Below are 11,777 nucleotides of genomic sequence, written 5' to 3'. Positions count from 1 at the left end.
CAGAATCCTAGCGGCCACCTGAAACATCAATGATTGATCCGGTGACATAGGATGCAGCATCTGAAGTCAGCCAATAGATGCTTTGCGCGACTTCATCGGCCTTGCCCGGACGTCCCAATGGACAGGCGGGGCCAAGTTCGACAACCCGTTCCGGTCGTCCGCCACTGGCGTGGATTTCTGTATTGATGATACCGGGGCGAACGGCGTTGACGCGGATGCCTTTGGGGCCGAGTTCCCTGGCAAGGCCGATGGTCAGGGTATCAATTGCCCCCTTTGAACCGGCGTAATCAACATACTCGCCTGGCGAGCCGAGCTTGGCGGCTATCGACGAGACATTGACGAGCGAGCCTCCGGATTGCAGGGTGCGGGCTGCTTCGCGGGCAACCAGATAGGCGCCGAGAACGTTGGTGTCGAACACATTCTTCATACGTTCGATATCCATGTCGGCAAGCGCGCTTTTGGGGGCGACAATCCCGGCATTATTGATAACCCCGTCGATTGACCCGAAACGTTCGCGGGCTGAATTAAAGAAATTCACAACACTGGTTTCGTCGCGGACATCGCATTTGCGTGCAAAGGCATTGCCGGTGATCCCGGCGCGTTCACACAAAGCACAGGTTTCATCAGCGCTTTGCTGATTGCCAACAAAACTGAGGGCAACATTCCAGCCTTGACGTGCAAAAAGGACAGCAGTTGCACGACCGATCCCGCGTGATCCGCCGGTAATCAGAATTGTTTTTGGCATGGTTCCTCCCAGGGCGATGTGACGCTTTGAGGCTACTATGGTGTGGATCAACGGAATTGGTCAAAAAGAAACGGCCCTGCTGTGGAGGAGCAGGGCCGTCTCAGAGGGAAAAGACAAAAAAGACCGCAAGGATCATGAACCGTGATCCTGCGCTTCGCCATTGGCATCCAACCATTCCGGGCGGGACTGATCCTTTATTCCTTGTCCTTGGTGTCTTCGGAACCGGTTGGGGACCGGTCCGTATCATCGTCTGCCAGATGGGCAGGGCCTGTATCAAGACCGAGCGCGGCTTTGCGACCAAGGGTCAGGCGCTCTAGGCCATCATAGGCCGTCTGACGACGACGCGATTGCACAACACTTAGGGCAGTAATAGGAAAACGGATCACCGTTCATGGTCTCCTGCAAATTGACGTCCCGACGGGCCATCTTTTTGTCACGGAGATGTAATAAGTTAATCTTTGACTAATTTGCATTGCGAAGCTTGCAACGCATTCATACCTGTGACGCATGTGGAGAACCTGATTTTCCGATTTAAGGGATAATTTTATAAAATATGCAAAATATCTTTGCTGCTTGCGCGTAATCGGCAATAACCCTTACATAGGGTTCTGACCCTGGTTCCATCTGCCCCACACAAGAAAACGAGGACGTTTATGACCAATCCCGGTGATGCCCAACTCGCGACCCTTCTGGAACGCGATAATGTCGACAAGGATGTTAACGCTGTCATTGCCCTGATTGACGGCGTGCTTGCGGCCGCCGATGGTGACACGCGAACCGACTGGATTGATCTGATTTGCGCGCGCCCGAGTGAAGAACTCAAGGCCGCGTTGTTTGCTCTGCGCGATCAGCGCAAAGGATTGTTCAAAACCGCCAAGGCCGATTTTAATCCGGCTGAGCGTATTGCAGCACTTCGCAAATATCTTGCGGTCAAGGGTGTCGATGGTTTCATCGTTCCGCGCGCAGACGAACATCAGGGTGAAAATGTTCCCGCCCGTGCCGAACGTCTGGCATGGTTGACTGGCTTTACCGGATCGGCGGGGGCCGCGGTGGTTCTGGCAGACAAGGCTGCCGTATTTGTTGACGGGCGTTACACCATTCAGGTCCGCCAGCAGGTCGATCGTGATTTGTTTGAATATCGTCATCTGGTCGATGAGCCGGTGGTCGGCTGGCTGCATGACAATCTGAAATCCGGTCAGAAACTGGCCTATGATCCGTGGCTTCATACCGTGCAGCAGGCAAACCATTTGCGGACTGCCTGCGAAGGTGTCGGTGCAGAACTGATTGCGATTGACTCCAATCCGATTGATGCGCTTTGGCGTGATCAGCCTGCCATGCCACTTGGCCCGGTCCGCCCGCATCCTTTGGAATATGCAGGGAAATCAAGTGCGGATAAACGCGCCCAGATCGCAGGTCTTTTATCGCGCCTGTCTTGTGACAGCGCAATCCTGTCTGCGCCTGACAGCATTGCCTGGCTTTTGAACATTCGTGGGGCCGATGTGCCGCAAACTCCGCTTGCGCTTGGTTATGCGATCATTAATGGCGATGCTTCGGTTGAGTTGTTCATGGATGAACGCAAGCTTGCCAGAGAAACTGCTGTCTGGCTGCGCGATGAAGCAACCGTTCGTGCGCCGGGTGAGCTTGCCGATGCCCTTAAGGCAATGGGCAATCAGTCAGTTCGTCTCGACGAGGCAACGGCCGGTGACTGGCTTCGCATGCAGCTTGCCGAGGCCGGTGCGACGGTGCGTGTCGGGCGCGACCCGGTCGCCCTGCCCAAAGCCTGCAAGAACGAGGTAGAACTTGAAGGTTCGCGTAAAGCCCACAAGCGCGATGGTGAAAAAATCATCCGTTATTTCAAGTGGCTTGATGAAACCGCAATTGATGGCGGCATTGATGAACGCGAAGCTGCGGACAAGTTGCTTTCGCTGCGTGCAGAAGATCCGTTGTTCCGTGATTCAAGCTTTGAAACCATTCCGGGCAGTGGTCCCAACGGGGCGCTTTGCCATTATCGCAATACGCCGGAAAGCAACCGCAAACTGACACCGGGTGAAATCTTCCTGATTGACTCGGGTGGGCAATATCTTGACGGCACGACCGACATCACCCGTACCACTATTGTCGGTGAACCGACCCAGGAACATCGTGATCGCTTTACCCGCGTGCTTAAGGGGCATATTGCGCTCGCGCGTGCGATCTTCCCGGTTGGCACCACCGGACAGCAGCTTGATACCCTTGCGCGCATGCCGCTTTGGGAAGCCGGGCTTGATTTCGATCACGGCACCGGGCATGGCGTTGGCAGTTATCTTGGTGTGCATGAAGGCCCGCAGCGTATTTCCAAGGCAGCCAATACGATTGCCCTGAAACCGGGCATGGTTCTTTCAAACGAGCCGGGTTTCTATAAAGAAGGCGAATATGGCATCCGTATCGAAAACCTGATTGCTGTGTGCGAAATCGATGCGCCGATTGGTGCAGATCGCAAGATGCTTGGTTTTGAAACACTTACCTTCTCGCCGATTGAACGCAAACTGATTGATCCGGAATTGATGACAACAGACGAACTGCAGTGGCTTAACGATTACCACGCGCAGGTTTACGCCATGTATGCCGACGATCTGGATGACGATCATCGCGAATGGCTGCAAAACGCAACCGCGCCGATCAAAAAGAAAGTCGCGTGAGCGGTGCGGTCTTTGCCATGATGTGAAAAAGACAAGCCGTCCCGTTCTTCGGGGCGGCTTTTTGATGTTTAGTGCACTGACAAGCGAACCGGAATGCCTTAAAGAATAGGTATTGGATCGATTCAAAAAAAGGCGGAATATGAAACCGCCTCTGATAACAGGAGGAAGACATGGCTGAAGTCGAAGCGCAGTGGATGGCAAACCCCAACCGCTATGACGATGAGACCTGGACACGCTGTGGCAATAGCGGCCTGATGCTGCCGAAAATCACTCTTGGCCTTTGGCAGAATTTTGGTGGTGTGGATGTCTATGAGACCCAGCGCGCCATGGTCCGCCGGGCCTTTGATCGTGGTGTGTTTCACTTTGATCTGGCCAATAACTATGGCCCGCCTCCGGGATCGGCCGAAGAAAACTTTGGCAAGGTTCTGAGCCAGGATCTGAAAAAACATCGTGATGAACTGATCATTTCGACCAAGGCCGGCTATCGGATGTGGCCGGGGCCGTTCGGCGAATGGGGTTCACGTAAATACCTGATTTCCAGCCTTGACCAGAGCCTCAAGCGCATGGGGCTGGATTATGTCGATATCTTCTATTCCCATCGTGTTGACCCCAACACACCACTTGCGGAAACCATGGGGGCACTTGATCAGATTGTGCGATCGGGCAAGGCGCTTTATGTCGGGATTTCGTCCTATTCACCGGAAATGACCCGCGAGGCACACGCCATCCTCAAGGATCTTGGTACGCCCTGTGTCATTCATCAGCCGTCCTATTCGATGATGAACCGCTGGGTCGAGGGTGGCTTGCTTGATACCCTGTCTGATCTTGGTATGGGCTGTATTGCTTTCTCGCCGTTGGCTCAGGGGCTGTTGACCAGCAAGTATCTGAACGGGGTTCCTTCGGAATCTCGTGCGGCCCTTGAAGGTTCGTTCCAGAAGGGCATGCTGACCGAAGAAAATCTTGATCGTGTTCGTGCGCTGAACGCCATTGCCGAACGCCGCGGTCAGACCTTGGCCCAGATGGCGATTGCATGGGTGTTGCGCCGCCCGGAAATCACCTCGGCGCTGATTGGTGCACGTCATGTTCAGCAGCTTGATAACAGCCTGGATGCACTTAATAACCTTGAATTCAGTGCAGATGAACTGGCCGAAATCGACAAATATGCAGCCGATGGCGGACTGAACCTTTGGCAGAAGTCTTCAGACAGCAAGGCTCCGGTCTGATTTTTGGACAAAACATGTAAACAGACAAAACCCCGACCGGTAATTCAGTCGGGGTTTTGTTTTATCCGGTGGACACAGGTTATTTTTCTGCCATTGGCATGGTGCCGGCCAGATCACGCAGGGTATCAACAACTGCTTTGCCCCCGGCACTAAGAGGTCTGTCATGAAGCCATGACAGCATGACCGTACGTGAAAGTTGCGGGCTGACAACGCGGCGTGCCTTGAGGCGTCCTGTTGACAGCTCCATAACCAACGAGCTTCTTGGCAAGACTGTATGCCCGACATTGCGATGGACCAGATCAACAAGTACACGCAATGCGTCTGCCTCTACCACCGGGGTCAGGGGGCGACCGGCGCGAAAGGCTGCTTCTTCCATCTTGGCGCGCAACCCGTGCCGGTTTGTCGGCATGATCAGGGGCAGGGACAAGACATCTTCATAGGCGATCTCGGTTTCCTGCTCGCCGACCTGTGTCGGATGAGAAATCAGAAACAGATCTTCGCGCCATAATGGTTCAGCATGCAGACTGCGTGAAATCATGCCGTCATGCAAAATCCCGATATCAAGACGTCCCGACAGCAACCCTTCCTGCACATCGCCGGTCAGGTCTTCAGCGACCGAAATATTGAGATCAGGAAAATGCGCGCGCAGGCGTTCGATCAGCGCACCGGTAATCACAATCCCCGCACTTGGCGGGACGCCAACATGAACATGGCCGGTGACTTTGCTGCTGCGTGCGGTCAGATCGGCTTCGAGACGGGCAAGATCAGCCAGAATGACGCGCGCACGTTCGGCCAGCATCTGTCCTGCCTCGGTCAGTTTTACGCCCCGGCCGGTACGATCGAGAAGTTTGGTCTCAAGCGTTTCTTCCAGCAGGTTTAATTGCCGACTGAGTGCGGGCTGTGACAGGTTGAGCCGTTCTGCTGCGCGCGACAGGCTGCCAAGTTCGGCAATATGAACGAAACTTCTGAGCTGTTTGATGTCCATAAAAGACAATCCTGATTGCGGCAAAGTCGATGTGATACTCCAAGATATAGCCAAAGCTGATATCTGATAGCAATTAATTCGATTTGAATAATGACAGCTGGCGGGTGACTATGCTGCGCAGGAGAGGACCGGAGACCACCATGACATCACAGCCCCAGGCCGACGCTGCTGCATCACCCGCGACGGCTGAACCATCAAACGCCCCCGCGCCAAAGGTACAAGGCACGGAAAAGCCGGTTGGCTCGGCCCTGACGATTGTGTTGCTGGCGACCCTCGCACTTGCCATGAAGGGGTTGCTGGCGAAGTTCGTCTATGCGACGGGCATGACGGTTGACGGATTGTTGTTGTTGCGATTTCTGATCGCGATGCCGTTCTTTTGGCTGGGCGTCTTGATGTTTGGCAAGAACCGGCCGGGTGATCGGAAAATGAAGCCGGTCGATCTGGCATGGGGTGGTTTGTATGGCGGGCTGTTCTTTCTTGCCGCTTTGTTTGATTTCACGGCAGTCTCGCTGATTGACGTGACGGTATCGCGGATTGTTCTGTTTACCTTCCCTGCTGTGGTGATGATCCTTGAAGCAATCCACAAGGGCCGGTTCCCGCCAATACGTCAGGTGATATGCTTTGTCGTGACCTATGGCGGGCTGATGCTGGTTCTGGCACCCGACGGGTTTGACATGGTGTCAGGCAGCTTGTGGTACGGGGCTGCATGGGCGTTCGGATCGGCGCTGACCTATGCCCTGTATCTTTATTTCGGACAGAGCATGATCAAAACCATCGGATCGATGCATTTTGCTGCCCTGATCAACACGATGGCCGGTATGTCGATGGTTCTTTATGAGCTGGTCGTGCAAAAGCCATTGAATCTTAATGTTAACGGGGTTCTGTGGACGGCAGGGATTTCGATCTTTTGTACGGTGATCCCGTTCTTCCTGCTGTATGAGGGTATCCGCCGGATCGGGGCGACACAGGCGTCACTGATATCGCTGTCAGGTCCTGCTATGACCTTCTTTGCAGCGTGGCTGTTTCTGGGTGAAATACTGACGCTTCCACAGATGATCGGTTTTGCGGTTGTGACACTTGGCGTCGCATCGTTGAAAAACAGTGTCAGTCTGGCGGGGTTAGGGCGGTTGCTGGCGCGGCCATTTGCATCGAACGCCAAGTCCTGAAACCTGACTGACGGGACGGGTGGTATCAGTTGTCGCGCTGCCAGCGGCGCACTTCAGTTTCATGTTCGGGCAGACGTTCACCCCGGCGCCATTTCAACGGATCGATGAACTGTCCGGCCCAGATACCGGTTTTACCCTGTTTGGCGCGGTCTTCGATTAGGACATATTCGGGCATCTGGTCCGGGCGTGCGACGGCCATGCCACGCGCAATCAGGCTTTGACCAATATCGACACCATTGGCATTTCGGCATACCGCCATATTGCGGTGATAGCGGTTCTTGCCCCGCACTTCGCAGGCGATCGGTGTCGCAACCAGAAGATTGGTGGTGACTTGCCATGCTTCGGCCCCGCAGGCCGTGCTTTGACCATTCACCATGCATTTCTGAAAACGGTTCATCGCATCCGCGCCCCAAAGATCAATGCGCTTGAACCCGAACTCAAGCGTATCGGCATCAATGGCCCGTGCCGGCCCCGACAGGGTTTCATAATCGGGATCGGCCTTGGCAAGCATGGGTGCAAGGATCAGGATAAGCACCAGGACTGGAAGGATCGGACGTCTTCCGGCAAAGGGCATCAAGGACCTCAATACAGGTCGCTATAGCGGATTTCATCAAGCTGGGCGAAGACGACTTTCCACTTTTCTTCCTGTTTGAGAAGGGCAAAGGCATAGTCGCAATCAAAGATCAGATTGTTTTCCGAATTGCCAAAGCGGAAGGACACAATTGCCCGCGCCCCGCCCGGAAGGGCGGAATGCTGTTCGATCACCATCGATTTTGCCATGGCCAGATCGGCGTTCTTGAGCTCTTCAAAGAAAGACTGATGATATTTGTGCAAATCATCCGTCTTTGCAATTGCATGGACGCCGGACAGATCGTTGATCAGGCAGGGGAAGTGATAAAACTCATCAAGCGCGTCTTCTTCGAGCTTGAGATGCGCATCGACATAGCGGTGAAAAAAACTTCCTAGATCTTCCATCGGCAGGCATCCCTTCGGTCATGGTCCGCGTCATTCGGCGGCAATCAGATCAAGCCATCCTTGTTCATCAAGAACAGTAACACCTAATTCTTCTGCTTTCTTTAATTTGGATCCGGCACCCGGTCCCGCAACAAGATAATCGGTTTTTGCCGAAACCGAACCCGCTACTTTCGCCCCAAGGCTTTCGGCTTTGACCTTGGCCTCGTTGCGTGAAAACAGCTCAAGCTTGCCGGTAAAGACAACCGTCTTGCCGCTTACCGGGCTGTCAGAGACACTGGGAGCCTCGACATCGGTGATGTCAAGCTGTGCCTGCAGATCGTCCAGAACGGCAAGGTTATGGTCCTCGGCCATGAATTCAATCAGGTCCTTGGCCACACCCGGCCCGATCTGATCTATATTGATCAGTTCACGAAGGGCATCGCTATCGGCCTGATTGGCCGCAATCATTGCACTGCGCCATTCGGCAACCGATCCATAGTGGCGTGCAAGAAGCTTGGCCGTTGCCTGTCCGATCTGGCGAATGCCAAGCGCATAGATAAACCGGTCAAGCCCGATGGTCTTGCGTTCATTGATGCCGTCAAACAGCTTGGCTGCCGATTTGTCCCCCCAACCTTCAAGCTTTCTGATGGCGTCCCCATGGTCGGTTTCAAGCCGGAAGATATCACCTGGCGACTTCACCCACCCCAGTTCAAAGAAGCTTTCGATATTTTTCGCACCCATGCCGTCGATATCAAAGGCATTGCGTGATACAAAATGTTTGAGGCGTTCGACCGCCTGTGCCGGGCAAATAAGGCCACCGGTGCAGCGCGTAACGGCTTCGCCTTCTTCGCGCATGGCGTGGCTGCCACATTTGGGACAGGTACCGGGAAAGGCGTAGTCAACCGTGCCTTCCGGGCGTTCGTCCAAAATGACTTCAACCACCTGCGGAATGACATCGCCAGCGCGCTGAATAACGACCATATCGCCAACCCGAACGCCAAGGCGTTCGATCTCGTCGCGGTTATGAAGCGTGGCGTTGGATACGACAACGCCACCAACCGTGACCGGTTCAAGACGGGCGACCGGGGTCAGTGCGCCGGTGCGCCCAACCTGGATATCAATGGCATTCAGGCGTGTGCGGGCCTTTTCGGCCGGGAATTTGTGGGCAACTGCCCAGCGCGGTGACCGGCTGACGAAACCAAGACGCAGCTGGAGTTCGAAATCATTGACCTTATAAACAATGCCATCGATGTCGTAATCAAGGTCCGGGCGCTGTTTACCGAGCTCCTCATAAAACGTCATGATGTCATCGGCATCATTTAACAAACGCGTCAGCGGGTTAATCACAAAGCCCCAGCCATCGACTTTCTGAAGGAAATCCCACTGGGTCTGGGCAAGGCTTTCTGACAGCTCGCCAAAGCTGTAGGCAAAGAAGCGAAGCGGGCGTTTGGCACTGATTGACGGGTCAAGCTGACGAAGCGATCCGGCTGCTGCATTGCGCGGATTGGCAAATGTTTTGCCCCCGGTTTCGGCCTGTGTTTCGTTCAATTTCTGGAAGGCCGAACGGGCCATGTAAACCTCGCCGCGGATTTCGACCACATCGGGCGCATCGTCGGGCAGGGTTTTGGGGATGTCGTCAATATGAGCGACATTGGCGGTAACGTCTTCGCCCTCCGATCCGTCGCCACGGGTGGCGGCGGTGACCAGTTTGCGGCCCTCGTAACGCAGTGAAAGCGACAAACCGTCAATCTTTGGTTCACCCACAACCTCGACCGGGCTGTGTGCGGTCAGGTTCAGGAAACGACGAATACGGGCAAGGAAATCAACAATGTCTTCGCGCGAAAACGCATTGCCAAGCGACAGCATCGGGCGCGAATGCCTGACCTTGGCAAAGCCGTCAGCCGGGGCGGCACCGACTTCCTGTGTCGGGCTGTTTTTCTTAAGCGTCGGATAGTGCGATTCCAGTTCGATCAGGCGATTGAACAGCGCGTCATATTCAGCATCAGGGACCAGCGGTTCGTCATTAACGTAATAGGCTTCGTTAAAGGAACGAATGCGTTCGGAAATTTCGGCATGTTGCTTGCGCGCCTCGGTACTGGTGGCGGGCATTTCCGGAAGGCTGGACGTGTTTGACGCATGCTCGGCGTTCATATTCTTTTTGTTCCGTATTCAAAGTGGGTTCGGCATTTGATGCCGGGTTTTAATTGGGTTGTTCCAGCAGGCTGTCGGCAGCAGCGCGTGCCTCGGCGGTGACGGAATGTCCGGCAAGCATGCGGGCAATTTCCTCACGCCGGGCACCGTCGACCAGCGCATCAACGCGAGTGACCATGGTGCCCTCAGTTTCGCGCTTGGCAATATAGAAATGTGTGCGCCCGCGTGCAGCCACCTGCGGGCTATGGGTGATAACCAGAATCTGGCGTTCCTGTGCCAACAGATGCAGGCGCTGCCCGATGGCGGCCGCCGTTGCACCGCCAACACCGCTATCGACTTCGTCAAAGACAAGACTGGGCACAGCCGAAACGCGGGCCAGCACGACCTTAAGCGCAAGCAGGAAACGGGAAAGTTCGCCACCCGATGCGATCTTGTTTAGCGCGCCGGGCGGGCTTCCGGGGTTGGTGGCCACGGTGAACTGGACCCGGTCAATGCCATCAATGCCCCATTCGTTTTCATCGAGTTCTTCTATGTCGGTGACAAAACGCGCCTTTTCCATGCGAAGGGGGGGCAATTCGTCATTAATCGCGCCATCAAGTTTGGCCGCGGCTTCGCGACGCGCAGCATGCAATTTCTGGCCTGCCTCGATATAGGCCTTGCGATGTTCACCAACCGCAGCCGTAAGGCGCGAGAGTTCCTTCTCGCCAAATTCAAGCTGGTCGATCTGTGATCTGAAATCTTTCATCAGGGCATTTAGCCCATCAACAGGAACGTTATATTTGCGGGCCGCAGCTCGAAGGGCAAACAAGCGTTCCTCGACATTTTCCTGATGGCCGGTATCGACATTGAGATCGGCAAGGGTTGCTGAAATCGCCCGGTTGGCTTCTTCAAGTTCGATTGCGGCACGATCAAGTGCTTCGATGATCGGTTCAAACCGGCCATCTGCCTTTTCAAGTTCGCGTTCAAGGCACCGCTGCGCACCGCGAAGGGCACTTTCCGCACCCTTGCCGCGCGAAAGTTCATTGCCTGCATCGTTAAGGGCGGCAACCAGCTTTTCGCCATGCATCAGGAACTGGCGTTCTTCGGCAAGACGTTCTTCCTCGCCTTCTTCGGGGCCGAGCTTTTCAAGTTCGTCCACGGCATGGCGCAGCCATTCTTCTTCTTCGCGGGCCTTGTCGATGCGTGTGCGCGCCGCGTTCAGTTCTTTCTGGGTTTCACGCCAGGCCCGCCAGTGATCCCGCACCGTCAGGGCAAGATTGCCAAGATTGCCATGAGCATCAAGGGTCGCGCGGTGCGTGGTCGGATCAAGCAGCCCATGCTGATCAAATTGACCCTGGATTTCCACACAGTAATTGCCGACATCGCGCAACAGGCCAACGGAAACCGACTGATCATTCACATAGGCACGCGACCGGCCATCGGCAGTCACGACACGCCGGACAACCAGTTCTTCACTTTCAAGATCGATATCCTGATCGGCCAGAAGCCCGAAAACCGGATGTCCCTGAGGCATGGTAAAGGTTGCTGTCACGCTGCACTTGTCACAACCATGGCGGACAAGGCCGCTATCGGCGCGTGCACCCAGTGCAAGCCCCAGCGAATCAAGCAGAATGGATTTACCGGCACCGGTTTCACCCGTCAGGACGCTAAGCCCGTCGTGGAAATCAAGATCCAGCTTGTCGATAAGGACTACATTCCGAATGCTGAGGCGTCGAAGCATTTCTGGGTACTGATGTTGTTAACGGGGCTGCAGACAGTTTGGTCAAACATCTTTTCGACTTGCAGAGTGCCCAATACCGACCCGCCTTGCAAGTGTTGCAAGAGCCCGCACATGATCAAAGTTTCCCATTTTGCGGGTTCAGGTCAAAAGGGTTT

At 54.9% G+C, this 11,777-nt stretch carries 10 protein-coding genes; 3 read left to right on the top strand and 7 right to left on the bottom strand.

Features of this window, described 5'->3' with window-relative positions; all coding sequences use genetic code 11:
- Window positions 1–7 precede the first annotated feature (7 nt).
- Both TH30_RS18495 and TH30_RS22020 read right to left on the bottom strand, forming a co-directional pair.
- Entirely contained in the window at window positions 8–745 is a 738-nt protein-coding gene (locus TH30_RS18495) for an SDR family oxidoreductase (RefSeq protein ID WP_114099587.1), read from the bottom strand.
- Window positions 746–939: 194 nt separating this feature from the next.
- Window positions 940–1,131 (bottom strand): hypothetical protein, encoded by a 192-nt coding sequence (locus TH30_RS22020; RefSeq protein WP_147252051.1) that lies wholly within the window; start codon window positions 1,129–1,131, stop codon window positions 940–942.
- A 267-nt stretch (window positions 1,132–1,398) separates the two neighbouring features.
- Here TH30_RS22020 and TH30_RS18485 point away from each other — a divergent pair, with 267 nt between their 5' ends.
- Both TH30_RS18485 and mgrA read left to right on the top strand, forming a co-directional pair.
- On the top strand, window positions 1,399–3,423 hold the full coding sequence (locus TH30_RS18485; RefSeq protein WP_114099585.1) for an aminopeptidase P family protein: 2,025 nt from the start codon (window positions 1,399–1,401) through the stop codon (window positions 3,421–3,423).
- A 170-nt stretch (window positions 3,424–3,593) separates the two neighbouring features.
- A complete protein-coding gene (mgrA, locus tag TH30_RS18480; protein ID WP_114099584.1) occupies window positions 3,594–4,646 on the top strand; it encodes an L-glyceraldehyde 3-phosphate reductase in 1,053 nt (350 codons plus the stop codon).
- 79 nt (window positions 4,647–4,725) lie between these two features.
- On the opposite strand, the gene TH30_RS18475 is transcribed toward mgrA, so the two are convergent.
- A complete protein-coding gene (locus tag TH30_RS18475) occupies window positions 4,726–5,631 on the bottom strand; it encodes a LysR family transcriptional regulator (RefSeq protein ID WP_114099583.1) in 906 nt (301 codons plus the stop codon).
- A 140-nt stretch (window positions 5,632–5,771) separates the two neighbouring features.
- Here TH30_RS18475 and TH30_RS18470 point away from each other — a divergent pair, with 140 nt between their 5' ends.
- Window positions 5,772–6,797: a DMT family transporter gene (locus TH30_RS18470; RefSeq protein WP_114099582.1), complete on the top strand. Its 1,026-nt coding sequence runs from the start codon at window positions 5,772–5,774 to the stop codon at window positions 6,795–6,797.
- 25 nt (window positions 6,798–6,822) lie between these two features.
- Here TH30_RS18470 and TH30_RS18465 read toward each other — a convergent pair whose 3' ends face one another.
- From TH30_RS18465 to recN, 4 genes are read right to left on the bottom strand one after another with little or no spacing between them, the layout of a single operon-like run.
- Window positions 6,823–7,371, bottom strand: coding sequence for a thermonuclease family protein (locus TH30_RS18465; protein ID WP_114099581.1), 549 nt, complete (start codon window positions 7,369–7,371; stop codon window positions 6,823–6,825).
- An 8-nt stretch (window positions 7,372–7,379) separates the two neighbouring features.
- Complete coding sequence (locus TH30_RS18460) at window positions 7,380–7,772, bottom strand: hypothetical protein (RefSeq protein WP_114099580.1); 393 nt, start codon at window positions 7,770–7,772, stop codon at window positions 7,380–7,382.
- Window positions 7,773–7,802: 30 nt separating this feature from the next.
- Complete coding sequence (gene ligA, locus TH30_RS18455; RefSeq protein ID WP_114099579.1) at window positions 7,803–9,902, bottom strand: NAD-dependent DNA ligase LigA; 2,100 nt, start codon at window positions 9,900–9,902, stop codon at window positions 7,803–7,805.
- 49 nt (window positions 9,903–9,951) lie between these two features.
- On the bottom strand, window positions 9,952–11,622 hold the full coding sequence (gene recN, locus TH30_RS18450) for a DNA repair protein RecN (RefSeq protein WP_114099578.1): 1,671 nt from the start codon (window positions 11,620–11,622) through the stop codon (window positions 9,952–9,954).
- Window positions 11,623–11,777 lie beyond the last annotated feature (155 nt).

The sequence above is a fragment of the Thalassospira profundimaris genome (assembly GCF_003326795.1).
Taxonomy (GTDB): domain Bacteria; phylum Pseudomonadota; class Alphaproteobacteria; order Rhodospirillales; family Thalassospiraceae; genus Thalassospira; species Thalassospira profundimaris_C.
This window is presented reverse-complemented; position numbering and strand designations above follow the sequence as displayed.